General features: G+C 70.8%; 23 protein-coding genes. 13 read left to right on the top strand and 10 right to left on the bottom strand.

The window, feature by feature from the left end; genetic code table 11:
* Positions 1–216: 216 nt before the first annotated feature.
* Positions 217–1,119, top strand: a complete 903-nt coding sequence (locus ACF09C_RS01735) for a universal stress protein (RefSeq protein WP_392088649.1) — start codon at positions 217–219, stop codon at positions 1,117–1,119.
* Positions 1,116–1,841, top strand: coding sequence for a helix-turn-helix domain-containing protein (locus tag ACF09C_RS01730; RefSeq protein ID WP_392087460.1), 726 nt, complete (start codon positions 1,116–1,118; stop codon positions 1,839–1,841). The genes ACF09C_RS01735 and ACF09C_RS01730 overlap by 4 nt, the downstream gene beginning before the upstream one ends.
* A 170-nt stretch (positions 1,842–2,011) precedes the next feature.
* Here ACF09C_RS01730 and ACF09C_RS01725 read toward each other — a convergent pair whose 3' ends face one another.
* A complete protein-coding gene (locus ACF09C_RS01725; protein WP_392087458.1) occupies positions 2,012–2,869 on the bottom strand; it encodes a universal stress protein in 858 nt (285 codons plus the stop codon).
* A gap of 231 nt (positions 2,870–3,100) precedes the next feature.
* On the opposite strand from ACF09C_RS01725, the gene ACF09C_RS01720 reads away from it, so the two are divergent.
* From ACF09C_RS01720 to ACF09C_RS01685, 8 genes are all read left to right on the top strand, one after another.
* On the top strand, positions 3,101–4,006 hold the full coding sequence (locus tag ACF09C_RS01720; protein ID WP_392087456.1) for a universal stress protein: 906 nt from the start codon (positions 3,101–3,103) through the stop codon (positions 4,004–4,006).
* The gene (locus tag ACF09C_RS01715; protein WP_392087454.1) at positions 4,003–5,013 is read left to right on the top strand and encodes a universal stress protein; all 1,011 of its coding nucleotides are present in this window, start codon (positions 4,003–4,005) and stop codon (positions 5,011–5,013) included. Before ACF09C_RS01720 ends, ACF09C_RS01715 begins: the two co-directional genes overlap by 4 nt.
* Before the next feature lie 128 nt (positions 5,014–5,141).
* On the top strand, positions 5,142–7,544 hold the full coding sequence (ppsA, locus tag ACF09C_RS01710; protein ID WP_392087451.1) for a phosphoenolpyruvate synthase: 2,403 nt from the start codon (positions 5,142–5,144) through the stop codon (positions 7,542–7,544).
* A 240-nt stretch (positions 7,545–7,784) separates the two neighbouring features.
* Positions 7,785–8,198, top strand: coding sequence for a CBS domain-containing protein (locus ACF09C_RS01705; RefSeq protein ID WP_392087449.1), 414 nt, complete (start codon positions 7,785–7,787; stop codon positions 8,196–8,198).
* Between the two features lie 213 nt (positions 8,199–8,411).
* A complete protein-coding gene (locus ACF09C_RS01700; protein ID WP_392087447.1) occupies positions 8,412–8,867 on the top strand; it encodes an Hsp20/alpha crystallin family protein in 456 nt (151 codons plus the stop codon).
* Positions 8,864–9,367: a flavodoxin domain-containing protein gene (locus ACF09C_RS01695; protein WP_392087445.1), complete on the top strand. Its 504-nt coding sequence runs from the start codon at positions 8,864–8,866 to the stop codon at positions 9,365–9,367. The genes ACF09C_RS01700 and ACF09C_RS01695 overlap by 4 nt, the downstream gene beginning before the upstream one ends.
* Before the next feature lie 48 nt (positions 9,368–9,415).
* Positions 9,416–10,009 carry a hypothetical protein gene (locus tag ACF09C_RS01690; protein WP_392087442.1) on the top strand — a complete coding sequence of 198 codons (594 nt, stop codon included), beginning with the start codon at positions 9,416–9,418 and terminating at the stop codon, positions 10,007–10,009.
* Entirely contained in the window at positions 9,987–12,737 is a 2,751-nt protein-coding gene (locus ACF09C_RS01685) for a cation-translocating P-type ATPase (protein WP_392087440.1), read from the top strand. Before ACF09C_RS01690 ends, ACF09C_RS01685 begins: the two co-directional genes overlap by 23 nt.
* On the opposite strand, the gene ACF09C_RS01680 is transcribed toward ACF09C_RS01685, so the two are convergent.
* The 7 genes from ACF09C_RS01680 to ACF09C_RS01650 all read right to left on the bottom strand — a co-directional run bounded on the left by ACF09C_RS01680 (position 12,686) and on the right by ACF09C_RS01650 (position 19,026).
* A complete protein-coding gene (locus ACF09C_RS01680; RefSeq protein ID WP_392087438.1) occupies positions 12,686–13,366 on the bottom strand; it encodes a DUF4389 domain-containing protein in 681 nt (226 codons plus the stop codon). The genes ACF09C_RS01685 and ACF09C_RS01680 overlap by 52 nt on opposite strands.
* Before the next feature lie 5 nt (positions 13,367–13,371).
* Positions 13,372–13,977, bottom strand: a complete 606-nt coding sequence (locus ACF09C_RS01675) for a CBS domain-containing protein (RefSeq protein ID WP_392087436.1) — start codon at positions 13,975–13,977, stop codon at positions 13,372–13,374.
* A gap of 41 nt (positions 13,978–14,018) precedes the next feature.
* The gene (locus ACF09C_RS01670; protein WP_392087434.1) at positions 14,019–14,744 is read right to left on the bottom strand and encodes a potassium channel family protein; all 726 of its coding nucleotides are present in this window, start codon (positions 14,742–14,744) and stop codon (positions 14,019–14,021) included.
* A gap of 303 nt (positions 14,745–15,047) precedes the next feature.
* A complete protein-coding gene (locus tag ACF09C_RS01665) occupies positions 15,048–16,382 on the bottom strand; it encodes a nicotinate phosphoribosyltransferase (protein ID WP_392087433.1) in 1,335 nt (444 codons plus the stop codon).
* Positions 16,383–16,435: 53 nt separating this feature from the next.
* Entirely contained in the window at positions 16,436–17,089 is a 654-nt protein-coding gene (locus ACF09C_RS01660) for a CBS domain-containing protein (protein WP_392087430.1), read from the bottom strand.
* A 10-nt stretch (positions 17,090–17,099) separates the two neighbouring features.
* Entirely contained in the window at positions 17,100–17,504 is a 405-nt protein-coding gene (locus ACF09C_RS01655; protein ID WP_392087428.1) for a cyclic nucleotide-binding domain-containing protein, read from the bottom strand.
* 94 nt (positions 17,505–17,598) lie between these two features.
* Positions 17,599–19,026 carry an MBL fold metallo-hydrolase RNA specificity domain-containing protein gene (locus ACF09C_RS01650; RefSeq protein WP_392087426.1) on the bottom strand — a complete coding sequence of 476 codons (1,428 nt, stop codon included), beginning with the start codon at positions 19,024–19,026 and terminating at the stop codon, positions 17,599–17,601.
* A 172-nt stretch (positions 19,027–19,198) separates the two neighbouring features.
* On the opposite strand from ACF09C_RS01650, the gene ACF09C_RS01645 reads away from it, so the two are divergent.
* The 3 genes from ACF09C_RS01645 to ACF09C_RS01635 are packed head-to-tail and all read left to right on the top strand — an operon-like array spanning position 19,199 to position 23,442.
* Positions 19,199–20,239, top strand: coding sequence for an alcohol dehydrogenase catalytic domain-containing protein (locus ACF09C_RS01645; RefSeq protein WP_392087424.1), 1,041 nt, complete (start codon positions 19,199–19,201; stop codon positions 20,237–20,239).
* 9 nt (positions 20,240–20,248) lie between these two features.
* Positions 20,249–21,055: an HAD family hydrolase gene (locus tag ACF09C_RS01640; protein WP_392087421.1), complete on the top strand. Its 807-nt coding sequence runs from the start codon at positions 20,249–20,251 to the stop codon at positions 21,053–21,055.
* Positions 21,052–23,442, top strand: a complete 2,391-nt coding sequence (locus ACF09C_RS01635) for a glycoside hydrolase family 65 protein (RefSeq protein WP_392087419.1) — start codon at positions 21,052–21,054, stop codon at positions 23,440–23,442. Before ACF09C_RS01640 ends, ACF09C_RS01635 begins: the two co-directional genes overlap by 4 nt.
* 8 nt (positions 23,443–23,450) lie before the next feature.
* Here ACF09C_RS01635 and ACF09C_RS01630 read toward each other — a convergent pair whose 3' ends face one another.
* Both ACF09C_RS01630 and ACF09C_RS01625 read right to left on the bottom strand, forming a co-directional pair.
* Entirely contained in the window at positions 23,451–24,440 is a 990-nt protein-coding gene (locus tag ACF09C_RS01630; protein ID WP_392087416.1) for an Acg family FMN-binding oxidoreductase, read from the bottom strand.
* Positions 24,441–24,462: 22 nt separating this feature from the next.
* Positions 24,463–25,086: a CBS domain-containing protein gene (locus tag ACF09C_RS01625; protein WP_392087414.1), complete on the bottom strand. Its 624-nt coding sequence runs from the start codon at positions 25,084–25,086 to the stop codon at positions 24,463–24,465.
* Positions 25,087–25,193: the final 107 nt, after the last annotated feature.

The following is a 25,193-nucleotide window of genomic DNA, read 5'->3' as shown; positions in this document are numbered from 1 at the left end:
GCCCGCCCCAAGGACGCGGGGAAGCGGTTTCGAGCCGCGCACCGCGCGATCAGGATCCGCGAGAAGCGGATGGGCCCCTCCTCCCGTCGTGTCGCGGCGCCGCTCCCCGCGTGGTCCGGGCGGACCGCGCCCGGGACCGACCGGCCCTACCCAGCCCCCGCAGCCGGTGCGAGCGTGGGAGCAGGCCATCACTCGACCCGGAAGGCGGTGAGCATGATGGAAGCGCCCCTGGTGGTAGGGGTCGACGGCTCCGACGCCAGCCTCACGGCTCTGGATTGGGCCGTCGACGAAGCGGTACGGCACGGGCTTTCCCTGCGGATCGTCCACGCCTCGATGTGGGAACGGTACGAAGGAGTCGTCCCGACCTGGGCCACGAACCGGCCCTCGGGCCAGGTCCTGGCCGAGAACATCGTCGGCACTGCGGCCGAACGAGCGCGACGCCGCGCACCCGACCTCCCTCTCACCGCTGAGGTCCTCGCCGAGGACGCCGCCAGCGGGCTGCTCAGGGAGGGGCGGGAGGGCTCGTTTCTCGTCGTCGGGTCCCGGGGGCGCGGTGAGTTCGCCGACCTTCTGCTCGGATCCGTCAGCCTCGTCGTGGCCGCCCGGGCCCACTGCCCGGTCGTCGTCGTCCGTGGAGACCGTCATGCCCTGGAGGCACGCCACGGGCGCGTCCTGCTCGGAGTGGGAGACCACGACGTCGACTCGCCGGCCGTACGGTTCGCCTTCCGAGAGGCGGCCGTCCGCGACGTGGAACTCGATGTCGTCCGCACCTGGCGACGGCCGGCCCGTGAACCGATCGACCACCCGCTGATGAGGGGTGACGGGGGAGCCTACTTCGCGGAGCGGTCCTCCGAACTGCTCGACAAGGCCCTTGAGGCCGCGGCGTCCGAGCATCCCCAGGTACGCCTGCGCAGGACCTCGGCCGAGGGCTCCGCCCACAGAGTGCTGACCGAGCGCTCCGCCGCCGCCGACCTGCTGGTCGTAGGGGCTCGACGCAGGGACGGGCTCGTCGGCATGGAACTCGGCAGGGTGGCTCACCGCGCTCTGCACCACGCCTCGTGCCCGGTCGCGGTCGTCCCTCAGAGGCGTCCCGAGACCACGGAAGGAGAGCAGCGATGAACAGGGACGGCGACCGGAACGCCCCGCATGCCACGAGCGACCTCGGCCGCCGTGTTGCGGCCAGGCGTGCACAACTCGGCCTGTCCTGGGAGGACGTGGCCGAGCGAGCCGGCTCCACGCCCGGCTACGTCGCCTACGTGGAGCAGCAGGTGCCCACCCCAGGTGTCGAATTCCTGGTCCGGCTTGCGAATGCCCTGGAGACCACCGTCCAGGATCTCACCGGGTACACGGTGGAGCTCGCGCCCGGAGCAGCCCGTGCTGGGTACCGGGCGCGGATGGATGACATCGGTGAGGAAGAGTGCTGGGAGCTGCTCGGCGGCCATGGCGTCGGCCGGGTCGCCATCGAGGGGCCGGAAGGGCCGGCGGTGTTCCCGGTGAACTACCGGGTCGTCGGCAGGGAGATTGTCTTCATGACAGCAGCGGACTCGTCCCTCGCGCGCGCCTCGGCGTCCGGCTCAGAGGTCGCCTTCGAGGAGGACCGGTTGGACGAGGCGTTCAGCCAGGGTTGGAGCGTGCTTCTGGTCGGCCCGGCACGCACGGTGTCGGACGAGACCTCGGTACGGAGGATCAAGGACGCCGGCAGCCCGGAGCCGTGGGCCGGAGACGGGCGCGACATCCTTGTGACGCTCTCGCCGCGCCGGGTGACCGGCCGCCGCATTCGGGTGCCGGGCGCGCCCGGCACTCCGTCCGGGTCTGCTGACCGAGGGCCGTCGCGTACGTGATCCCTGAGTGCTGGGCGGGCTCGAAAACTGCTGCGGCGGGCGTGCCCGGCCGCCCGCCCGCGCGGCGCCTGGTGCACACGGCTGACATGGCCGAGGACGAGGCGCAGCTCAGTCCCCTGTGCCGATGGTGCAGTTGATCGACAATCGCGTCCGCTCACATCAACGCCCACTCACACCAACGGGATGACGGCGACCGGCGCGGGGCTGTGGTGGATGACCGCGTGGGCGACATGGCCGAGATGTGCGCCGAGGGGGACCTTCCGGTTCCGCCGTCCCACGATGACGAGCTGCGCCGTCCGTGACGCCTCGACCAACTGGTAAGCAGGCGAGCCCACGACAGCTTTGGCCGCGACCTCCACGCCCGCGTAGCGCTTCCGCCACGGTTCCAGGAGGTCGTCCAGACCTCCGAGGAGTCGGCCGCCCAGCTCCTCACCGATTCCCGGGTCCATGACTGCCGCGTAGCCGTACGAGGCGGGAAGCGTCCAGCTGTGCAGGAACCGCAGGGGCAGGCCCCTGCGCGCGGCTTCGTTGAACGAGAACGCGAGCAGAGCTTCGCACGGGTGGAAGATGTCGACGCCCACCACGATTCCGCCTTCGGGGGCCCCGGTGGTGCCCTCTGCGCGTACGAGGACGACCGGCCGGCGGGCCGCGCCGACGACGGCAAGGGAGACCGAGCCGACGAAGAAGCCCCGGAACCCACCGAGCCCACGCGATCCGAGCACCGTCAGATCCGCTTCGTTCGCGGCGGCCGTCAGTTCGTCGGCCGCCCGGCCACGCGCACGCTCCGTGAGCACTTCGAGGCCGGGATGGTCCTTCCGCACACGGTCCGCCTCGTCCCGCAGGAGATGCTCGGCCCGCTCGGCCAAGGTGCGTGCGTACGGCAGGGGCACCTCAGGGGTGTTCGGCCACTCCTCCACGTGCACCAGCCGAAGGGGCTCTTCGCGCAACACCGCTGCCTTCGCCGCCCAGCCCACAGCGGCGAGGCTTTCCTCCGAGCCGTCCAGACCGACGGTGACCTGGGCCGTCATGGAGAGCCTCCTCAGTCGTGTCCGCTCCGCTCCGTTCCGTGCGTGAAACGGATCGGAGAGGACATCCCGACTTTCAGGCTGGTGGTCCCCTGCCTCTCGGCATCAGGGCCGGTCAGGTCTCGATCGGGGCCGAACGGCCCATCCCAAGGAGGCCTGCCAGGGTGTCAGCGTGGGAGGTGTCGCCCCTCGGGAGGTGCTCCCGAGCGCCGGGCGTACCCCGCAGGAGGAGCCATGACCAGCGAGATCCCCGCTCGACCGGAGCTCGGCGACGTCGTCGTGGGCGTCGACGGGTCTCCTTCCGGGCGCACGGCCGTGCTCTGGGCCGCCGCCGAGGCGGACCGCCGCGGGCGGCCGCTGCGTCTCGTCCATGCCGCCGACACCGACCGCCGGGCCCTGTTCGCCAACGCCGAGACGATCCAGGCGGTACGCGAAGCGGGCCGCGAGCTGCTGATCGAAACCGAGACAGCGGTCCAAGAGCGCTTCCCGGAGCTTTCCGTCACGAGGGAACTGAGCCGCCAGGAGGCGGTCGCCGCTCTCCGGGCGGCCGCAGGCCACCATGGCACCATCGTGGTGGGCAACCGGGGCCTCGGCGGATTCTCCGCACTCATGCTCGGCTCCGTGGGGCTGGGCGTGGCAGCCCGCGCGGAGGTGCCGGTGATCGTCGTCCGTGGTGACAGTGACCGCCCCGAGTCGGGGTCGGTGACGGCAGCGGTGCACGGTGCCTCGGACATCGGCTGGCTGCTCGTCGCGGCCGCCGAGGCGGACGCCCGCAAGGCGCTGCTGCGACTGGTGAGCGTCTGGAACGTGCTCACCCACGTCGGCAGCGTCGCGACCATGCTGGACGATCTCGACGAGATCGCGCGGCAGCGCGTGCACGAGATCAAGGCGCTCGCCGACCGCGTGCGTGACTTCTATCCCGGGCTCAACGTCAGCCATCACGTGGAGACGGGCACGAGCACGCCAGGGATCCTGGTGGAGGCGACTGCCCACACCGATCTGCTCGTGATGGGCAGAGAACACCGAGTTCTGGGCGCAGGCCCGTCTCTGGGGCGCGTCGCCCATGTCCTGCTCCACCACGCACACTGCCCGGTGGAGATCGTCCCACCCGCCTTCGCCACCCGGGTCGAGGAGACGTGAACGAGATACTGCTCGGCATCGACCCCCGGGAGCAGTCGATCCCCGCTCTCGTCTGGGCCGCCGACGAAGCCGTACGAAGAGGACTGGCGCTCCGCCTGATCGCCGCCGTACCGCCCGCTCACGACTGGCTTCGTTACGACGCGATTGCCCACCAGAGCGCCCTGCGACTCCGCGCGGAGTCGGCGCTTGCCAATGCGGAGGACCTCGTGCGGGAACTCCACGACGGTCTGCGTATCGCGACGGAACGCGTGAATGGTGTGCCGGCGACCGTGCTTCGCGACCTGGCGGCGCACGCCGCGCTCGTCGTCATCGGCTCGCGCCGTCTCGGCCGGGCGGCCGAACTGTTCAGCGAGAGCTCCGTGGTCGTCCCGCTCGCCGCCCGGGCCGAATGCCCCGTCGTCGTGGTCCGAGAACCCGAGCACAGTGCCGTGCACCCACCGACCCTCGTCGTCGGCGTGGACGGAAGCGCGTCCTCACGGGCCGCAGTCGCCTTCGCCGTCGAGGAGGCGAGCCTGCGTGAGGTACGCGTACGTGCAGTCTGGGTCTGGCCCCCTTCCGTCCTCGCCCGCGACGATCTCGACGAGGGCCTGGCCGAGCGCCGAAGGCGGCTCGCCGAATCGGTGGCGGGGTGGGCTGAACGGTATCCGGACGTCGCCATCTCCCGAGAGGTCCTGCGAGGACACCCGGTCGAGCAACTCGCCCTGGCGTCCCAGGCGTCCCTCGCCCTGGTCGTCGGCCGCAGAGGCCGCGGCGGCTACTCCGGCATGCGGCTGGGTTCGACGGTCCACGGCGTGTTGCACCGCGCCATGTGCCCCGTGATCACCGTCCCCCTTCCACAGCGCGGCGAGCGCGTCGGCGACCCGGCATGGGCCGACCGGTCCCGTTCCAGGACGACCGACCGGCCCCGTCGGGCTGACCCGCTCGGCACTGGGGCGCGACGGCCTCCACACGGGACGGTGGGACGCGAGGACGACCCCGGTCCGTCCTCCGGTTCCCCGGAGAGGTGAGCACCATGCAGCGCATCCGGATCAGCCCCCGGCCCCGACAGCCCCGCCGGCCGAGCACCCTCGATCTGCGTACACCGTCCGGCCGACCGCTCCCGTACTGAGGAAGCCTGCGAGCCACGGAGGATGTCATGGAGCCGACGCGACGCGTCGTACCGTTCAGTGAGCTGAGCCGCTCGGACGTCAGTCGGGTGGGAGGCAAGAACGCCTCGCTGGGCGAGATGACCAACCGGCTCGGCGCTGTGGGCGTACGTGTACCGCCGGGCTTCGCCACCACCGCCGAGGCGTACGAGGAGTTTTTCGCGGGCCCCGGACTGCGCCACTCTGTCGAGGAGCAGATCGGCCGCCTGCACCAAGGGGCCCCGCTCGACGAGGTCGGGGCGGCCATCCGTTCGTCCTTCCTGGCGCAGCCACTGCCCCAACCCCTGCGGGACGCCATCCTGACCGCGTACGAGCGGCTGGCCGAGGAGAGCGGCCGGGAGGTGCCGGAGGTGGCCGTGCGCAGCAGCGCGACAGCCGAGGACCTGCCCGAGGCGAGCTTCGCCGGGCAGCAGGAGACCTATCTGAACGTACGAGGACCCGAGGTGCTCCTGGAGGCGTGCCGGCGCTGCTACGCCTCCTTGTACACCGACAGGGCGATCGACTATCGCGAGCGGATGGGCTTCGACCACCTCGCCGTCGCCCTCTCCGTCGGCGTCCAGCTCATGGTCCGCTCCGACCTGGCCGGTGCCGGCGTCGCCTTCACCCTCGACCCGGAGAGCGGCTTCCCCGAGGTGATCGTGGTGAGTGCCGCCTGGGGCCTGGGCGAGACCGTCGTCAGCGGCCAGGTCGACCCCGACGAGTACACGGTGTTCAAGCCCAGCATGAAGGATGCCTCCCTCAGTCCCGTGATCGATGTGCGGATCGGCACGAAGCGGCTGAAGACCGTATACGCGGACACCGGGTTGACCCGGACGGTCGACACCCCCGACGCCGAGCGGAACCAGCGGGTGCTCTCCGACGCGGAGATCCGCGAGCTCGCCGCGTGGGCGGCCGCTGTCGAGGAGCACTACGGCTGCCCGATGGATCTGGAATGGGCCAAGGACGGTCTCACGGGCGAACTCTGGATCGTCCAGGCGCGTCCTGAGACCGTGCAGTCGCGCCGGCGGTCCACGACCCTCCGTCGCTGCCTGCTGACCGCCGTCCCCGGTGAAGCCCTCGTGGAGGGCATCGCGGTCGGCGAGGCGATCGGCCAGGGCCCCGTCGTCGCCCTCGACGCCCCCGTCGAGCTCGACCGGTTCCCGAAAGGCGGGGTTCTCGTCACCCGAATCACGGACCCCGACTGGGAACCGGTCATGAAGAGGGCGTCGGCGATCGTCACCGACCACGGCGGCCGCACCTCGCACGCCGCCATCGTCAGCCGCGAACTCGGCGTCCCCGCTGTCGTCGGCACGGGCACCGGCACCCAGGTTCTGCAGGAGAGCAGGCAGGTGACCGTCTCGTGTGCCGAGGGCGAACGCGGGCGCGTCTACGACGGGCTGCTCGCGTACGAGGAGATCCTGACCGACCTCGCGGAGCTGCCCGTCACGCGCACCCGAATCATGCTCAACCTGGCAGACCCTTCGGCCGCGTTCCGCTGGTGGAGGCTCCCCGCCGATGGAGTGGGCCTCGCGCGTCTTGAGTTCATCGTCGCCCACCAGGTGAAGGTCCACCCGATGGCCCTGCTGCACCCGGAGCGGCTCGATGCGCATGACCGTGATGTGATCGACCGGCTCACAGAGGGGTACCTGGACCGCGGACAGTACTTCGTCGATCGCCTGGCCAACGGGATCGCCCGGATCGCCGCTTCCCGCTGGCCGACCCCCGTCGTCGTTCGGACCAGCGACTTCAAGACCAACGAGTACGCCAAGCTGCTTGGCGGTCGGCCCTTCGAACCTGATGAGGCCAACCCCATGATCGGCTGGCGCGGTGCGAGCCGTTACTACAGCGACGGCTACCGCGAGGGATTTGCCCTCGAATGCCGTGCGCTGCGCCGGGTCCGTGAGGGGATGGGACTGACGAACGTGGTCGTCATGATCCCCTTCTGTCGGACCCTCGAAGAGGCGGACCACGTCCTCGCGGTGATGGCGCAGGAGGGGCTCGCACGAGGTGAGAACGGCTTGCGCGTCTACGTCATGGCGGAGATACCGGCCAACATCATCCTCGCCCAGGACTTCGCGGAACGCTTCGACGGGTTCTCGATCGGCAGCAATGACCTCACCCAGCTCACGCTCGGCGTCGACCGTGACTCCGAGGCCCTCGCCCACGTCTTCGACGAGCGGGATCCCGCCGTCGTCCGCAGCATCCAGACCCTCGCCGCCCGCGCCCACGCGGCGGGCCGCCCGGTCGGGCTGTGCGGGCAGCGGCCCAGCGACGATCCGGCGTTCACCGCGATCCTGGTCGACGCGGGCCTCGACTCCATCTCCGTGGCGCCGGACAGCTTCGCCGCCGTAAAACGGCACGTGGCCGCAGCGGAGGCGACGCTCGAGAGCGGCGCCGGACGAACGGAGGAGTGACCATGCCCAGGAAGACACGGCAGCAACTTGCCCGGGACACCGTGCCGACGGCCAAGCTCGGTCGACCGGCTTCCACGGACACGAGGCGCGGGCGCCCCGACGAGGACCAGCCGTCCTCAGGGGGAGTGAACCGGCGTCCCCTCCGCCCGGTACACACCATCAGGGCGTCGACGCTCTTCCTCTGAATGAACGGCGAATCGGCCGGATCGAGAGTAGGGGGCCCGAAAGGAGGCCGCGGCCATGACGACCGCAAGGGAAATGATGCACGCCGGTGCGAGCTGCGTGCAGGAGAACGAGTCGCTGATGGACGCCGCGCGGCGCATGAGCGAACTGGATGTCGGTGCCCTGCCCATCTGCGGGCCGGACGACCGGCTGCACGGCATCATCACCGACCGGGACATCGTGGTGAAGTGCCTCGCCAAGGGCAAGGACCCCCACCACATGACGGCCGGGCACCTCGCTCAGGGCAAGCCGGTCACCGTGGACGTGGACGCCGACAGCGAGCAGGTCCTGCGCACGATGCAGGACCACCGCATCCGCCGCGTGCCCGTGATCGACGACCATCGCCTGGTGGGCATGATCAGCGAGGCGGACGTGGCCCGGCACCTTCCGGAGGAGCGGGTGGGCCACTTCGTCGAGGAGATCTGCCGCTGACAGCAACGGAGCCGTGGCGCCATGGGCCGGTCGGTCCAGGTGCGGTCCGTTCGGCCCCGTCGGACAGCCCCCTTGGATGCTGCGCCACGTGACCTCGCGGGCGGACGATGGGGTTACGGAGTCGGACCGGCCCCGTAACCCGGTCCGCAGCCCGTCCGTACCGACTCGGGTCCCTCGCGACCGCGCTGGGCCCCGCGAACGAGGAGTAGAGCAATGGCCGGAGGCAAGGTGGAACGCAGGCACAGCCTCTTCCCCGACTTCAACGACTGGTTCAACCGAGAGTTTCCGGGGCTGCCCGGGTGGCGACCCGCGACGGCTGCTCACTCCATTCCGGTGGAGGTGACGGGCGGAGAGGGCACGTACGTGCTGCGGGCCGAACTGCCCGGGATGGACCCCGACGACTTCGCCATCACCGTCGACGACAACCTGCTTACGGTGAGTGCGGAGCACAGCGAGAGCGAGGAGGACAAGGAGCACTCGGAGTTCCGCTACGGATCGTTCCGCAGGACCGTGCGACTCCCCGGGACCATCCCGGCCGATGACGTCGAGGCGTCGTACGCGGATGGCATCCTCACCATCCGCGTCCCGATGCCCGAGGAGAAAGCCGACGCCGTACGCACGATTCCGGTGAAGCGCGGCGGCACCCCGCCCGAAGGAGCCAGGTCGTGAACCCCAAGCGCGTGCTGGTCGCCTACGGCAGCAAGGCCGGCGCGACCGCCGGCATCGCCGAGGAGATCGGCAGGACGCTCCGGGACGACGGCTTCGACGCCGTCGTCCTTCCGGCCGAGGACGTCACCGACGTAAGCGGCTACGACGGCGTCGTCCTCGGTGGAGCCCTCTACGCCGGGCACTGGACCGGCAAGGCACGCCGGTGCGCCCGGCGCAACGCCGACCAGCTCAGACAACGGCCGCTTTGGCTCTTCAGCAGCGGCCCCGTCGACAGCTCCGCGGACGAGCACGACATCCCGCCCGTGCGAGGGGTCGCCCGGCGGATGAAGAAGCTCGGTGCTCGTGAGCACATGACCTTCGGCGGCGCCGTGACGGCCGAGACGTCGGATCCCGTCGCCCGGCACATGGTGGAGCGAGGCAAGGGCGGCGACTTCCGTAATCCGGAACGGATCCAGGCGTGGGCCCACCACATCGGAACGGAACTCGACGCCGCCCCCTGAACGGCGTCCCGGATCTTTCAGTCGGCCACACCCGACGGGAGGTGCGGCATGTCTCACCCGGAGTCTTCGAGCGACGGGTCCATCCCGCTGGCGAAAGGATCCCGCGGGCGTGCCGCCTACGTCCTCGTCCTGATCGTCGCCCTGGTCTGCGGCGCCGTGGCCGCCGGAATGCTGTGGAACGCCGGAGCCAGGACCGATCGCGAACTCGCCGCGCACCGTCATCAGGTGAAGGCGACCACCACAGGGCCGGCCAAGGACCCGCCCGCCGCCGACCGGTACGGCACGCAGCCGCAGGCCCTCGCACCGGCAGTGTGGGAACAGCCGGCGCACGTCAGCCGAACCGGGACCATCCACGTCCCGCCCCGGACGCCCCAGGGCCGCACCGTGACGATCTGGGTGGACGACGCAGGGACCCCTGCCCGGCCCCCGGGTAGCGCTGCGGACCGAGCATTCACCTCCCTCTCGGGCGGTATCGCGGCGGCAGGTGCCGTCGGGGTGACGGGGGCCGGCGTGGTGCTCCTCGTGCGGCGGCAGGGCGAAGGTCACCGGCTCGCGGCCTGGGAGCGGGAGTGGGAGCAGGTGGAACCCGTCTGGTCAGGCCGCCTGCACCGGGGCAGCGATGCCGGGGGTGACGATGACTGATCGTGCCGCTGGCCGAGCCGCAGCGGCGGAGGCGAGCACCACCCCTGCCCCGGCTCTGCCCTTCGACCCCAGTGAACCCCTGCCCAGACTGCGCAGGGAACTGGCCACAGGACCAGACGGACTGTCCGCTCGCGAGGCTGCCCGCCGGCTCGCCGTTCACGGTCCCAACGAGGTACGGCGCAAGGCTCGCTCCTCTTTCGTGAGGGAGCTGGTGGGGCAGTTGATCCACCCCCTCGCCCTGCTGCTGTGGGCCGCAGCCGTGCTGGCCTTCGTCGCGGACCTCGCGGTGCTCGGCTGGGCGATCCTCGCGGTCATCGCCGTCAATGCGGCCTTCGCGCTGCTTCAGGAACGCCAGGCGGAGCGGGCGGTGGAGACCCTCGCGCGCTATCTGCCCGAACACGCCCTCGTCGTACGCGACGGCCGGCCGCTCACCGTGGAGGCCCGCGACCTGGTGCCGGGCGATGTGATCGTCCTGGAGGAGGGCGACAAGGTCCCTGCCGACGCGCGTGTCTCCGAAGGCGGAGTGGAAGTCGATCTGTCGATGCTCACGGGGGAGTCGGTCCCCGCCGAGCGCATGGCGGCGGCCGGGCTCCTCGGGGCCCCGCTACTGGAGGAGCCGAACCTCGTGTTCAGCGGGACGACCTGTGTCGAAGGACAGGCTCGTGCGGTCGTGTTCGCCACCGGCAACCACACCGAACTCGGCCGGATCGCCGCCCTCAGCCAGCGAACCCGTCGCGAGGCCAGCCCCCTGGAGCGGCAGGTCAAGAAGGTGGCCTGGCTCATCGCCGGCGTCGCAACGGCCATGGGGGGCGTGTTCCTGGTCCTGGGAGTGGCTGTCGGGCTGCCGGTGACCGACTCCCTCATGTTCGCCATCGGACTCCTCGTCGCCAACGTCCCCGAGGGGCTGCTTCCGACCATCACCCTGGCCCTCGCCGTCGGCGTCCGCGCGCTGGCGCGTGAGGGTGCCCTGGTGAAGCGGCTCAGTGCGGTGGAGACACTCGGTTCCACGAGCGTCATCTGCACGGACAAGACCGGCACGCTGACCCGCAACCGCATGAGCCTGAGGGTGCTGTGGACTGCGGGTCATGGAACGGAACCCGGCCCCTGGGCCCGGGAGCTGGCACGGGCGAGCGCGCTGTGCACCACGGTCACCGGTGACGAGGACGGTGAGCTGCACGGTGATCCGACCGAGGCCGCCCTCGTCACCGGGTCCGCCGACCGCGGGGTCCCGGTGGATCTCACGCGGCGCGACAAGGGACGGCGCAGACTGTTCCGCTTCGACCCGCGGCTGCGGCTGATGTCGGTCGTGCAGGACGACGAGGCGACGGGTCGCCCGCGGATCGTCACCAAGGGGGCGGCTGAAGCCGTCCTGACCCGCGTGCGTCCCGACTCCGCCACGGAGGCGGCCCGCTCGGCGGCGGAGGAGCTGGCCCAGGGTGGCATGCGGGTCCTCGCCGTTGCCGTGCGCGACCTGCCGTCGGGCGCGGAGTCGCCGTCGGACCGTCAGGAAGCCGAATCGGGACTGACACTGCTCGGTCTTGTCGGCCTGTACGACCCGCCGCGCCCCGAGGTGGCGGAGGCCGTCCGCCGCTGCCACGAGGCCGGGATGCGCGTGCACATCGTGACGGGGGACAGCGGAGCCACCGCCGCGGCGGCGGCCCGGGAGGTGGGCATCGGAGTGCCCGGCCTGCACGTCGTCGCGGCTTCCGAGTCGCTGGGCGACGACGAGCTCGACCGGCTCCTGGTGGAGGGGGACGCCGAGATCGTCTTCGCCCGCTCCTCGCCCGAGACGAAGCTCAAGGTGGCCGACACCCTGCGGGCCCACGGTCGGATCGTCGCGATGACGGGTGACGGCGTCAACGACGCCCCGGCGCTGCACCGCGCCCATATCGGGGTGGCCATGGGACGCTCCGGCACCGACGTGGCCCGCGAGGCCGCCACCATGGTGCTCACCGACGACGACTTCGCCACCATCGTGACCGCTGTCGAGTCCGGGCGTCGCGTCTACGACAACGTACGCAAGTTCATCGTCTACATCTTTGCCCACGCGACCCCGGAGATCGTTCCCTTCCTCGTCTTCGCACTGTCCGCCGGTGCCGTCCCACTCCCGCTCACCGTGCTGCAGATCCTCGCCATCGACCTCGGCACGGAAACACTGCCCGCACTCGCTCTCGGCCGGGAACGCTCCGAGCCCGGCATCATGCAGCGGCCGCCTCGGCCACGGCACCAGGGCGTGATCTCCCGCGACATGCTGGTCCGCAGCTGGGGCTACCTGGGCCTGGTGTCGGCAGCCCTTGTCATGGGTGGCTACTTCTACGTGCTGTGGCGCGCGGGCTGGCAGCCGGGCGATCCCACGGGCACGGGCAGCCCCCTCCACCACGCCTACGTGACAGCCACCACGGCCACCTTCGCCGGCATCGTCACCTGCCAGGTAGGCACAGCCCTCGCGGCCCGCACGGACCACGCCGCACTGCGCGACATCGGGCTGTTCTCGAATCCGCTGCTGCTCGCCGGTATCGCCTTCGAGCTCGCGTTCACAGCCGCCCTCGTCTACGCGCCCCCGCTCCAACACCTCTTCGGTACGGCCGCCCTACCCCTGGACGTCGTCCTGATCATCGCGACGTTCCCGGTCCTGGTGTGGGGCACGGACGAACTGCGGCGTGCAAGGCGGCGCCGTCAGCGGCCGGCGACGGTGCGCTCGGTCCAGCCCGGCTCCGTGCCGCCCTGATCGAGACGGAAGGGCGGGTAGGCGTCCGTCATGAGGCTCGCGTATGCGGCGACGCGCAGGACCCAGCGGTTCAGGCCGACGATCAGGGCGAACAGGTCGCGCGGATACCGATCCGTGAAGGCCACGGCGAAGCCCGCGATGAGCGTGAGGAGCGTGATCAGTCCGCTGCTCCACCATCCTGCGTGCATGCCGCTGGTGAAGAAGGCGATCACGAGGTAGTGGGGGATGGCGAGCAGCCACCATTTGACCAGGACCTGCGAGCGGGAGAGGCGCTCCGGGTAGGCGATGTCCAGCCGGGCGGGGTAGTCCGGCTCGGGGCCCAGGCTGAAGGGCGGGTAACGGTCGGTGCCGAGGGCGCCGTACGAGTAGTACGACACGCGCCAGGACCAGCGGAGGACGCCGAGGTTGAAGTCGAACAGGCCCCGTGGGAAGCGTTCGGTGAACAGGATGGCGAAGAACGCGATCACCGTCACGACGAGGAAGGCGATCCAGAGGAAGAACAGCACGATCCAGTGGGGGATCACCAGGACCCATTTCACCAGCCACAGCCAGCGGGACAGCTCCTTGTCCAGCTCGGCCGTCACCGCCACGGGAACGACGGGAACGTACGGGGCACTCGGGGTGACCATGATCGTCACTTCCTCGTCAGGTCGTCGTCTTCGTACGTGAGTCGGTCGACGACCCCCACGACGCCGTCGACGCTGTTGCAGAGCTTGAGGAGCACCGGAACGAGGCTGCGGCGGCGGACCGTGCCACTGAGGGTGACCCGGCCGTCCACCACCTCGACCGACAGGGCGGACGGGCTCAGCCTCAGGGTGTGGGTGATCACGTCCTCGACGATCTCCTCCTGGATCGCCCGGTCCCTGCGTAGAAACAGCCGGACGAGGTCGCTGCGGCTGAGCACGCCCACGAGCCGCCCGTCGTCGTCGACCACGGGCAGGCGCTTGACGCCGGCCCGGTCCATCACGCGTGCGGCGCGCACCACGCTCCACTCGGGTCGGGCGACGACAGCGGGACTCGACATGAGGGCGCCTGCGGTGTCGAGCCCGGCCCCGGAAGCACGGCGGCGGACCAGGTCCGCCTCCGAGACCACGCCGAGTGGCCGGTTCGACTCGTCCACCACGCACACCGCGGTGATGTCGAATTCGTCCAGGAGCCGTGCGACCTCTTTGAACGTCGTGGCCCGAACGACGCTGACTGCCGTGGGTGTCATGAGATCCGCGACGCTGCGGTGCCTCATCGCTCGTCACCTTCTCACGCGTTCGACCGGCGCCCCCACGTTCAGGATCGCCCGCTGCCGCCGTCCTGGGGAGGGCCGTCCGGCCCCTGGGGATGCCCGTGGTCGCCGGCGTAGGCCGCGAAGACCCGCTCGGGTCCCCCGGCCGTGTGCAGGAAGCTCTCGTCGAGCACCACGGCCAGGTCTTCCAGTGCCCTGCGCAGGACCGACGCGGAAAGCCTGACGTCCGGGTGGTGCGCCCCGTCGGCTTGGTCCGCGAGGCGCAGGGCGTAGCGGATCTGCCGGGGCAGGGACGTGTTCTCGTCCCCGTCGTGGAAGTAGTACGACTCGGCGTACTGAAGGAAGTCGACGGTGATGGTGGAGAGGGCGGAGGCGAGTCCGTCCAGGAGCGCGGCGCCGCCGTCGGAGTCGAGGGCCTGGGCGGTGGCGCTGCTGCGGCGCACGTGGGACAGCCGCAGGGCCAGCGATCTGCGGCGGGCGAGCGCCGGGTAGATGCCGAGGACCCAGGCGACGGTCGCCGACAGCAGGACGAAGCCCACGAGGGCCTCCATGGGAGCGAGGACCCGCAGCCATCCGGAGGCTGGCGCGATGTCGCCCAGTCCGAGCGTGGCCAGGGTGACCAGCGAGATGTAGAGGGCGTCGAGCGGGCCCGCGTGTTCGGACGGGACGAGCCCCGTCGCGTACGAGAAGTCCTCCGGCATGTGGGGCCAGTAGATGAGCCCCCACCCCACGGCCACCGTCAGCGCCCACGCGGCGACGACCACCACCATGCCGAGCGGGCCCGCTAGACCGGCCGGCCGCCTCCGCCCCCCGAGGCGTGCGGACAGCCACCAAAGGGACACCATCACCAACCTGCTCAGACCTCCGTGACGGGTCGGGTGCCAGAGCGTGTGGAACACGTCCCGGAGGATGAACAGCACCAGGACAGCACCCACCGGCGTCGCAAGCCACGTCATCCCCGTATCTTTCCCACGACCGGCGACGGCGTCCCGGCGACGGGCTTCGATCTCAGGCCACTGGCCGTGCCCGCTCGCTCCATCGGGCGCGCCGTCTCCGCCCGCGTGTCCCTGTTGCTACAGCTCAACTTGTGTCCGGGCCTCGATGCGGCCTCGTACGACGGTCGTCAGAGCCGACAGCCGGTTCGACATCACAGACACCGGGGCCACGGGGTCCTCGATGCGGCGCGCCACCTCCGGCAGTGCGGCGAGATCCGCATCGAATCGGGCGCGGGCGGCGGCCAGGGTGTCGGGCCGTTCCGTGCGGAGCCCGCCGTGCATCATGGTCTGCAGCAGTGGCTCCGTGGCCTCGGGTGGCTGCTCGTGCGCCAGGCCGATGACATCGCGGAAGCCGGGGCCGCGGAACACCTGTTTCGAGGCCGGAGCCGTCACCTTCGCCGACGAGAGCTTCATGACGGGCCGTCCGTCGTACTCGACCAGCTTGTACACCGCGTCCAGATACGGGGCGTCGGCGGTCGTGCCGACTTTCGTCCCCACGGCGAAGACGTCGATGGGTGCCCTGTCCCTCACGAGTGCGGCGACGGCGTACTCGTCGAGGCCGCCACTCGCGATGATCTGCACGTCTCTCAGCCCTGCCGCGTCGAGTGCGGAACGGGCGCGTCGGGAGAGGGCGCCGAGGTCGCCGCTGTCGAGGCGGATTCCGCACCCCGGGCCGAGCCACAAGTCGTTCAGGACGCGCGCGGCCGTCGCGACCCCGCGGTCGGTGTCGTAGGTGTCGACCAGGAGGGTCACGGGGCCCGGATGGGTTCGGGCAAACGCTCGAAAGGCGTCCTCTTCCGAGGCGAAGGTCTCGACGTAGGAGTGGGCCATGGTGCCGGATGCGGGAATGCCGTACCGGGTGGCGGCGGCGACGTTGCTGGTGCCTGCGAACCCGACCAGGGCGCAGAGGCGCGCGGCCTGCATGCCGGCCTCGGGTCCGTGGTCGCGGCGCAGAGAGAAGTCCACCAGGGGCCGCCCGGCGGCGGCGAGCACACACCGCGCCGCTTTGGAGGCGACCGCCGTCTGGTGGCAGACGAGGGACAGCAGGTACGTCTCCACGAGCTGGGCCTGTGGCAGGGGCGCGGTGACCTCCAGGAGCGGCTCACCCGCGAGGACGAGCCGCCCTTCGGGTACGGCGCGGACCTGGCCGTCGAATGACAGGCCGTGCAGCGGTTCCAGGTCCTCGACCGGCCGACGCAGCGCCTCGGCGAACTCAAGGACGTCGGAGCGGCTCACCCGGAACCGGGAAAGGTAGTCGAGGCCCGGTTCGAGCCCCGCCGCGACGAGGAATCCGCGGCCCGGGGGTAGGTCGCGGACGAAGAGGCTGAAGGTGGCCGGGGCCCGCATGCCCTCCCGCAGGTACGAGAGCGCCATCGTGACCTCGTACAGGTCGGTGCAGGTCACCTGAGACATGCTGCGGGAATGCGCGGTGCCCCCGTGACCCGTGTCGGAAGGACCGGACATGACTACGTCCGGCCCTGGGCGGTGAGCTCGCACCGCACGTCCACCACGCCTTCGACAGCGCGGGCCAGGCGGGCTGCGAGTGGGATGCGTGCGCTGTCGCGGACTTCCCCGGCCAGGGTGACGACTCCGGCGTCGACACGGACGTCGACCTGGTGGTGGGAGAGCGGGAACAAGTGATCGATGACGTCGTGGCGCACCTCGGCGGCGAGATCCTCGTCCGGCCGGAGGAAGACCTTGAGGAGGTCGGAGCGGCTCACGATCCCCTGGATCGTGCCGTCGGCGTCGACGACCGGCAGCCGCTTCACGCGATGGGCGGCCATGAGACGCGCGGCCCGAGGCAGTGACGCCTTGGAATCGACGGTGACGGCGGGCGAGGTCATCAGGTCCTCGGCCCTGTGAAAGCCGGCTTTGGCGGTGGCGTCGAGACGGCGCATCTGTTCGACGATGCCGAGGCGGTGGTCGTGGAACTCCTCCTTGTGGAGCAGATCCGCCTCGGAGACCACTCCGACGACACGGCCCTCGCCCTCGACCACGGGCATGGCCGTCACCTTCCACCGCTCCATGGTGGCGACGATCTCCTTGAACTCCGCGCCGGGGAGGACGGCGACGACCTTCTTGGTCATGACGTCGGCGACTGTGAACGGCTGAGGTGTCATGGCTCGTTCCTCACGCGAGGAGTCGGCGCTCCTGCGCCGCGGCGACGGCCGCGGACACCGCCTCGCCGATCGAGATGTCCTGTGCGCAGAGACCCCTGAGCGTCCTCCCGTCGAACTCCAGGGCGTGCACCTCGGTGGTGGCTGTGGCGCCGAAGAGCCACTGGTACGGAGGGATCATCCAGGAACAGCCGAGGAGATCTCCGGCCACGAGCGTGTCCACGAGAGCGGGGCCGGGACCGGGGACGTGCTTGTTCAGTTCGACTCGCCCGGACTCGATGATCCAGAAGCGGTCGGCATGCTCCTCCTCGCGGAAAATGCGCGTGTCCGCGGCGAAGCGGACCTGACGCGCCTGTCGCAGGAGCTGGTCGCGCGCCGCCGGAACGAGATCGTTCAACAGCATCCTCATAGTGCTCATGATCTGCCTCCCGCCTTTCCCCACAGACTTCCGCGCGGCGGGTGGGCATCGGGAGGGCCGTACGGGTCACACTGGGGGCCCGAAGGGCCCCGCCTCAGCGGACCAGGACGGCTTCCCCGGAGCGGGGTACGACGGCTGTCCAGCCCAGTTCGTGGTCGATGCGGTCGCGCAGGGCCTCGGACGCGGCCGGTTCGCCGTGCACGAGGTAGGTGGTGTGCGGGGGAGGGGCGCCGCGCAGCCAGTCGATGATCTGGCCGGCGTCGGCGTGGGCCGAGAAGTGGGGTACGTCGGCGACCTCGGCTCGTACGGGCACGTACTCGCCGAACATCTTGAGCGCCCGGGCCCCGTCCACCAGGTCCCGCGCCCGGGTGCCCGCCGCGGCGAATCCGACGATGACGACTGCGTTTCGCGGATCGGGGAGCAGCCGGTGCAGGTGGTGCAGGACGCGGCCGCCGGTCGCCATGCCGGCCGAGGAGACGATGACGGCGGGTCCGTGCGCGCTGTTGATGTCGATGGATTCCTGGACCGTCCGGGCGGCGAGGAACGGTTCGGGGCTCAGCGCGGCCTCTCCTTCGGCGAGGATCTCCGGCCTCAGCTCGTCCGAGCGCTCGCGTACGGCGTCCCGGTAGACGTCGAGGGCGGCCAGGGCCATGGGGCTGTCCACGTACACGGGCACAGACCGAGGCAGGACGCCCTTGTCGCGCAACAGACCTAGTTCGTGCAGGACGACCTCGGTCCGGTCGATCGCGAAGGCCGGGATGACGACGGTGCCACTGCGTGCGAGGGCCCGCGCGATCACTGAGGCGAACTCCGACCGGGCGGACTCCTGGTCGTGGCGGCGGTCTCCGTACGTCGACTCCATGAGCAGCGCGTCCGCGCCTGAGAACGGCTCGGGTGGCAGCAGGAGCGGATGTCCGGGCCGGCCCAGGTCTCCGGAGACGGCCAGTGTGTGGCCGTCCTCCAGGGTGAGGTGCGCCCAGGCCGACCCGAGGATGTGCCCGCCGTGGTGGAGCCTCAGCCGGTTGCCGGCCATGATCTCGACGTCCGCGCCGACCGGGACGGGGTCGAAGAACGCCAGCGTCTTCTCGACGTCGGAGTCGTCGTAGAGCGGCTTGGCCGGGCGGTGCTTGGACCAGCCGTGCTCGTCGGCATGCCGGGCGGCCTCCATCTGGAGGCGGGCACTGTCGCGCAGCACGATTCCGGCGAGCCGGGCGGTGTGGGCGGTGGTGAGGATCGGGCCCCGGAATCCTTGCCGGACCAGGCGGGGCAGGTAGCCGCAGTGGTCGAGGTGGGCGTGGGTGACGACCACGGCGTCGACGTCGGCGGCGTCGCGGGCGAACCGCTCCCAGTTGCGGCGTCGCAGGTTCGCGAAACCCTGGAAGAGACCGCAGTCGATGAGGATGCGGGCATGGTCGCTCTCGACGAGGAACTTGCTGCCGGTGACCGTCCCCACTGCGCCCAGGAAGCTCAGGAGCGCCGGGCGAGGGGTGGTGGGAGCCGGGTTCGGGGCTGCTTCGGACATGGCCAGCCCTCCTTCGGTGGGGGCCGGTCTCCACCTTCGCATCCGGCCGATCCGATCTTGAGGGTCCAATCGGACCCGTCTTGGGACCGACCGGCTCATGCGCCGCAGGGGGACTCCGCGGAGCCTGGTGCCGAAGACCGCAACGACGCGCGATGAAGAGTGGGTGCACGCCATGAAGGGACTCGTCTTCCAGGGGCCGGGCCGTATGGGCTGGCAGGACGTGCCCGACCCGGTCGTCAAGGACCCCGGCGACGCGATCGTGCGGGTCGACGTCGTCACCATCTGCGGCACGGACCTGCACATACTCAAGGGGGACGTGCCGGAGGTGACGCCGGGCCGCGTGCTCGGTCACGAGGCGGTGGGCACGGTGGTCGAGACCGGCGGTGACGTGCGTACCGTCCGTCCCGGTGACCGCGTCCTGATCTCCTGCATCTCGGCCTGCGGCCGCTGCCGTTTCTGCCGCGAGAGCCGCTACGGCCAGTGCAGGGGAGGGGGAGGCTGGGTCCTCGGGCACACCATCGACGGAACTCAGGCGGAGTACGTCCGGGTGCCCTTCGCCGATCTGTCCGTCCACGCACTGCCCGACTCCACGGACGGACTTGACGCCGTCCTGCTCGCCGACATCTTCCCCACCGCCTACGAGGTCGGTGTGCTGAACGGTGCCGTGAGCCCCGCCGACACGGTGGTCGTGGTCGGCGTGGGACCCGTGGGGCTCGCTGCCGTCGCCACCGCCGCGTTCTACAGCCCGGGGAACATCGTCGCCGTCGACCTGGCCGAGTCGCGGCTGGACGCCGCCCGCGCCCTCGGCGCGCACGCCACGGCCCACGCCACGGAGGAACCGGAACAGCTGGTCGCGGATCTGACCGACGGCCTGGGCGCCGACGTCGTCATGGAGGCCGTCGGCGTTCCCGAGGCGTTCGAGATGTGCACGCGGATGGTGCGGCCCGGGGGGAGGGTCGCCAACATCGGTGTCCACGGCAAGCCGGCGGCGCTCCACCTCGAAGACCTGTGGATCAAGGACGTCACCATCACCACGGGGCTGGTGGACACCTCGTCCACACCTCTGCTGCTGCGCATGATGGCCGCGGGCCGACTGCCGTCCTCGTCGCTGATCACCCACCGTTTCGACCTGGGGCAGATGGAAGAGGCGTACGACGTCTTCGGGCGTGCGGCAGAGACAGGGGCCCTCAAGGTCGCGCTCCGCGGGGCCTAGGGCACGCCGGTGAGCGGCACCGACCCTCGCCCGGCAGGCAGCGGTGCAGGGGACGACCGAGGCCCAGGAACCCGCTCGCCCCGCGCCCTCGTCCTTGACACGGACGGGGTGCTCCTCGACTCGGCCGGCCTCCACGCGGCGGCCTGGAAGACCGCGCTGGACGCCTGCATGGCAGCGGTCGCCGGCGAGGAGGAGCCGCCCTTCGACGCCGACGAGGAGTACCGGCGGTTCGTCGATGGAAGACCCCGCTACGAGGGCGCCGCGGCCTTCCTCACAGCCCGGGGCCTCGCACTCCCGGCGGGAACGTCCGGTGACCCGCCCGGCTCCGCCACGATCTGGGCGGTCGCCGCCCGCAAGGAGCAGGCGTTCGTCGACCTGCTGCGCGAGGACGGCGTCGCGGCCTTCGACGACAGTCGGCCCGCCCTACTGGCCCTGCGCGCGGCGGACGTGCCGTGCGCTGCCGTGTCGGCCTCCCGACACGCTCGGCAACTGATCCGTGCGGCAGGTCTCGCAGAGCTCCTTGCCGTGATCGTGGACGGCGAGGACGCCGCCCGCCTCGGCCTCGCCGGCAAGCCCGATCCCGCGCTCTTCCTGCGGGCGGCCGCTCTCCTCGGCGCCCGCCCGCAGGAGACCGCGGTCGCCGAGGACGCACTCGCCGGGGTGGAGGCGGCGCGTCGCGGCGGCTTCGGCCTGGTCGTCGGCGTCGATCGCACCGCGCTGCGGCGTACCGCCGCCCCGCTGAGCGAGCAGGGCGCCGACCTGGTGGTTCCCGATCTCACGACACTGGTCCGGAGCGTGTGGGGTGAGCGCGGATGACCTCGAGCTGGACGTGGAGGTACGACCGGTACGACGCGGAACACGAGCCGTTGGTCGAGGCACTGTGCACCCTCGGAAACGGCCGGTTCGCGACCCGGGGCTCCGCGCCCGAGTGCACGGCCGGTGGCGCGCATTACCCGGGCACCTATCTGTCCGGCTGCTACGACCGGCTCACCTCGCTCGTCGCGGGGGAGCGGGTCGAGAACGAGGACCTCGTCAACCTTCCGAACTGGACGCTGCTGCGCTACCGCTGCCTTCCGGACGACGGTCCGGCCGGCGACTGGCTGACGCCCGACAACGAGAAACTGCGCCACTACGACGTCCATCTCGACCTGCGCGCGGGGGTTCTCACCCGGCGCCTCTTCTTCGAGGACGCCCCTGGGCGCGGCCTGCGCGTGAGCCACCTCCGCCTCGTTCACATGGGAGACCCCGGACTGGCAGCCCAGCGCACTCTGTTCCGCGCCTACGGCTGGAGCGGTGACATCGAGGTGCAGTCCATCCTCGACGGCGCCGTGACCAACGCGGGAGTCGACCGCTACCGGCATCTGGAAGGTCGGCATCTCACCGACCACCGGGCCGGATTCGCGTCCGACGGCGTCGCCTGGCTCACCTGCCGCACGGCCGACCCGGGCATCGGGATCGCCGCCGCCGTGCGCACGGTCACCAGCCCCGTCCGGCCCGCGAGGCAGGAAGCCACGGGGACCGGCACCGTGCAGACGTACCGCCTGCCCGTCGTCCCCCGCCGTTCGGCGACGGTCGTGAAGACCCTGGCCCTCCACACCTCGATGGACTGGCCCGCCGCCGACCCGCACTCCGCAGCCGTCGATGCGATCGTCCGCGCCCCCGACTTCCCCCGGCTGCTCTTCGCTCACAAGGCGGCCTGGCAGCGCATCTGGGAGCAGGGCGAGTTGCACGTGCCGGGGCAGGTGGGCCGCATCCTGCGGCTGCACGTGTTCCACCTGCTGCAGACGCTCTCCCCGCTCACGGCGGAACTCGACGTGGGCGTGCCCGCGCGCGGACTGCACGGGGAGGCATACCGGGGGCACGTCTTCTGGGACGAGCTCTTCGTCCTGCCCTATCTCGACCTTCACTTCCCCGAGGTGGCCCGGGCCCTGCTCATGTACCGGCACCGTCGACTGCCGGCCGCGCGCGAGGCCGCTCGTCTCGCCGGTCGCCGAGGAGCCATGTATCCCTGGCAGAGCGCGAGTTCGGGCCGGGAGGAGACCCAGGCCCTACACCTCAACCCGCGATCAGGACGCTGGCTCCCCGACCACTCCAGGCTTCAGCACCATGTGAACTCCGCCATCGCCTACAACGTGTGGCGGTACGCGCAGGCCACCGGTGACCGGGGGTTCCTGCACTCCGCCGGTGCGGAGATCCTCCTGGAGGTCGCCCGCTACTGGTCCACGGCCGCCGTGTTCGACCCGGCCCTCGGTCGTCACCGCATTCGCGGGGTCGTAGGACCCGACGAGTACCACGACGCCTACCCCGACGCCGCGAACCCGGGGATCGACGACAACGCCTACACCAACGCGACCGCCGCCTGGGTACTCGCTCGCGGCCTCGACCTCCTCGGCGAACTGCCCGAGGCCCGCCGCTCGGAGCTCCGGGAGCAACTGTCGCTCGACGACGGTGAACTCGCTCGCTGGCAGGACGTCTCCCGCCGCCTGTACGTGCCGTTCCACCGAGGCGTCGTCAGCCAGTTCCAGGGGTACGGCGATCTGGCGGAGCTGGACTGGGACCGCTACCGCGACCTGTACGGCGACATCCGCAGACTCGACCGGATCCTGGAGGCCGAGGGCGACACGGTCAACCGCTACCAGGCGTCGAAACAGGCCGACACCCTCATGCTCGGCTACCTGTTCCGGCCCGAGGAGCTGGCCGACCTGTTCGGCCGGCTCGGCTACGCGCTGGACGACGAGGTGTGGCGGGCGACCGTCTCGTACTACCTCCGGCGCACCAGCCACGGGTCGACGCTCAGCAGCCTCGTCCACGGCTGGGTGCTGGCCCGGCAGAAGGGCGCGGACGCCTGGCGGTACTGCGAGGAGGCCCTGCTCGCCGACGTGGCCGACGTCCAGGGCGGTACGACCGGGGAAGGCGTCCATCTCGGAGCGATGGCCGGCACGATCGACCTCGTCGAGCGCGGGATCACCGGCCTGGAGACGGGACCGGAAGGTCTGCGAGTGACTCCGGTGTCACTGGCGGCGATCCCACGGTTCACTTTCACTCTGTGCTGCGGCCGTCATCGCGGAGTGCGGCTGAGGATGTTCCCCGGGCGGCTCGCCATCACGGTTCCTGACTCGCCCGAGGGCCCGCTCGACGTCGTGCTTCCCGGTGACCGGAAGCTCAGCGTCGCACCTGGGCAGGAGCGGTGGTTCCGGCTCTGAGCGCGGCTTCAGTCGAAGGTGAGCACCTCGGCGACGGGCCGGCGCGGCGTGGCCCGCCCCTGGGGGCCGTAGCCCAGGCGGAACACCATATGGACGAAGCCGATCGCCGAGCCGGGATCGCGTGCGTCGGACCGGAGTTCGGGCCATTCCAGCGGCTGGGACATCAGGGAGGTGGCGAGACCGTCCAGCGTGGCCTGGAGCAGCACCCGCTGCATGGCCTGGCCGGCCTTCAGCCATTCCTCCGGCGTGTCCCCGACCGTGCCGAGCAGCGCGATCTGCGGCCTCTTCTCGAAGCGCGCCGAGACACGTCCGGGTACCTGGCGGGGAGCGCCGAAGTCCCTGACGGGAGACGTCACGTCGTACTGCCGTGGACCGAAGGCGTATGAGGGGATGCCTTCGGTGTCGGAGCCTTCTCCTGCCGCGCCTGTGCGCGTCCAAGCGGCGATCTCCGCGCGGACGGCCTCGTCCGCCGCTTCGAACAGTTCGGAGGCGTGGACGAGGTTCATGACGGTGTCGGTGTGCCAGGCCCCGGGTACGACCAGCCGGCAGCCCTCCAGCAGAGCCGCGGCGCGGAGCTCGTCGATCACCTCGGAGGGGATCTTCTCCTCGGTGAAGGGGAATCGGCTGGTGTGCCGATGCGGCAGGGCGGCGTGGAACTCCCCCAGGTCGCTGTCGGCGTCGTCCGGACCGTCGAACCGTACGTCTGCGAGGTGCCAGGGATCGTCGGGGGTGGGCAGCAGCCGTACCACCGGCTTCAGGGCCCGGTGCGCGGCGCCGACTCGCAGACCGAACAGGGCCGCGCCGCAACCGAGGTGGAGAGCGCGGTGATCGGGGTCCTCGTGCGGCATGCCGCGCAGCGGATCGCCGTGCAGCTCGATGACGCCGAAGTCAGTGCGGGCGACGAACTTCCACGGCTGTGCGTTGTGCATCGAGGGAGCGGTGACGGCGTCTTCGATCAGCGACGTCACGAGCGGTCGGGTCAGAGGGGTGGTGGACACGGTGAGTCCTGTCTGCGGTGAGTCACCAGAGGCTGTCGTGCGGAGTCCGAGTGGAGGACGAGAGCCGCGTGTCGTCCTCCTGGGAGGACAGTCGGTCCACGACGGCGACGACACCGTCCACCCTCTCGGTAAGTTCGACGAGCATCCGGGCCTGAGTGCGTCGCCGGACGCGGCCGGCGAGCGTCGCCACACCGTCGAGGACGTGGACGTCCACCGCGTCGGCCGGCAGGTCCATGGCGTCCGAGAGGACGTCCTCATGGATGCGTCGTCGTATCTCGGCGTCGGGTCGGAGATAGACGTAGAGCAGATCGCGGCGGGTCACGATGCCCACCAGCCGTTCCTCCTCGTCGACGACGGGAAGGCGTTCGACGCCCCGCCGTACCATCAGGCGCGCCGCGTCAGCCACCGTCTCCTCGGCGTGAACGGTGATGGCCGGCTGCGTCATCATGTCTTTCACGGTCAGCTCGTGGCGGGCCAGGAGATCGCTCTCCGACACGACTCCGACGACATGGTCGTCTTCGTCCACGACAGGAAGTCCGCTGATGTCGTGTTCGGCGAGGGCCTTCGCCGCGTCCCGAAACGACATCGCAGGGAGGGCGGAAACCACGTCGTCGGTCATCAGGCCGCCGACCTTCATGTGCTTCATCGCCACGCCTCCTGTTCAGGGGTTCGGCGGTGCTGTCCTGCTTCATCACCCTTCCCTTCCGGATGCGTGCAGGGGAGGGCCGAACGGTCCACCCTCAGGACCGAACG

It is taken from the genome of Streptomyces sp. NPDC014870 (genome assembly GCF_043081505.1).
Taxonomy (GTDB): domain Bacteria; phylum Actinomycetota; class Actinomycetes; order Streptomycetales; family Streptomycetaceae; genus Streptomyces.
The sequence above is the reverse complement of the archived record's forward strand: the minus strand, read 5'-3'. Positions and strand labels throughout refer to the sequence as shown.

Excerpts from the sequence above, each read along its gene's own strand:
- ACF09C_RS01735 (WP_392088649.1), top strand. The coding sequence starts at position 217 with ATGGAAGCGCCCCTGGTGGTAGGGGTCGACGGCTCCGACGCCAGCCTC.
- ACF09C_RS01730 (WP_392087460.1), top strand. The coding sequence starts at position 1,116 with ATGAACAGGGACGGCGACCGGAACGCCCCGCATGCCACGAGCGACCTC.
- ACF09C_RS01725 (WP_392087458.1), bottom strand. The coding sequence starts at position 2,869 with ATGACGGCCCAGGTCACCGTCGGTCTGGACGGCTCGGAGGAAAGCCTC.
- ACF09C_RS01720 (WP_392087456.1), top strand. The coding sequence starts at position 3,101 with ATGACCAGCGAGATCCCCGCTCGACCGGAGCTCGGCGACGTCGTCGTG.
- ppsA (WP_392087451.1), top strand. The coding sequence starts at position 5,142 with ATGGAGCCGACGCGACGCGTCGTACCGTTCAGTGAGCTGAGCCGCTCG.
- ACF09C_RS01705 (WP_392087449.1), top strand. The coding sequence starts at position 7,785 with ATGACGACCGCAAGGGAAATGATGCACGCCGGTGCGAGCTGCGTGCAG.
- ACF09C_RS01700 (WP_392087447.1), top strand. The coding sequence starts at position 8,412 with ATGGCCGGAGGCAAGGTGGAACGCAGGCACAGCCTCTTCCCCGACTTC.
- ACF09C_RS01690 (WP_392087442.1), top strand. The coding sequence starts at position 9,416 with ATGTCTCACCCGGAGTCTTCGAGCGACGGGTCCATCCCGCTGGCGAAA.
- ACF09C_RS01685 (WP_392087440.1), top strand. The coding sequence starts at position 9,987 with ATGCCGGGGGTGACGATGACTGATCGTGCCGCTGGCCGAGCCGCAGCG.
- ACF09C_RS01680 (WP_392087438.1), bottom strand. The coding sequence starts at position 13,366 with ATGGTCACCCCGAGTGCCCCGTACGTTCCCGTCGTTCCCGTGGCGGTG.
- ACF09C_RS01675 (WP_392087436.1), bottom strand. The coding sequence starts at position 13,977 with ATGAGGCACCGCAGCGTCGCGGATCTCATGACACCCACGGCAGTCAGC.
- ACF09C_RS01670 (WP_392087434.1), bottom strand. The coding sequence starts at position 14,744 with ATGGTGGTGGTCGTCGCCGCGTGGGCGCTGACGGTGGCCGTGGGGTGG.
- ACF09C_RS01665 (WP_392087433.1), bottom strand. The coding sequence starts at position 16,382 with ATGTCTCAGGTGACCTGCACCGACCTGTACGAGGTCACGATGGCGCTC.
- ACF09C_RS01660 (WP_392087430.1), bottom strand. The coding sequence starts at position 17,089 with ATGACACCTCAGCCGTTCACAGTCGCCGACGTCATGACCAAGAAGGTC.
- ACF09C_RS01655 (WP_392087428.1), bottom strand. The coding sequence starts at position 17,504 with ATGAGCACTATGAGGATGCTGTTGAACGATCTCGTTCCGGCGGCGCGC.
- ACF09C_RS01650 (WP_392087426.1), bottom strand. The coding sequence starts at position 19,026 with ATGTCCGAAGCAGCCCCGAACCCGGCTCCCACCACCCCTCGCCCGGCG.
- ACF09C_RS01645 (WP_392087424.1), top strand. The coding sequence starts at position 19,199 with ATGAAGGGACTCGTCTTCCAGGGGCCGGGCCGTATGGGCTGGCAGGAC.
- ACF09C_RS01635 (WP_392087419.1), top strand. The coding sequence starts at position 21,052 with ATGACCTCGAGCTGGACGTGGAGGTACGACCGGTACGACGCGGAACAC.
- ACF09C_RS01625 (WP_392087414.1), bottom strand. The coding sequence starts at position 25,086 with ATGAAGCACATGAAGGTCGGCGGCCTGATGACCGACGACGTGGTTTCC.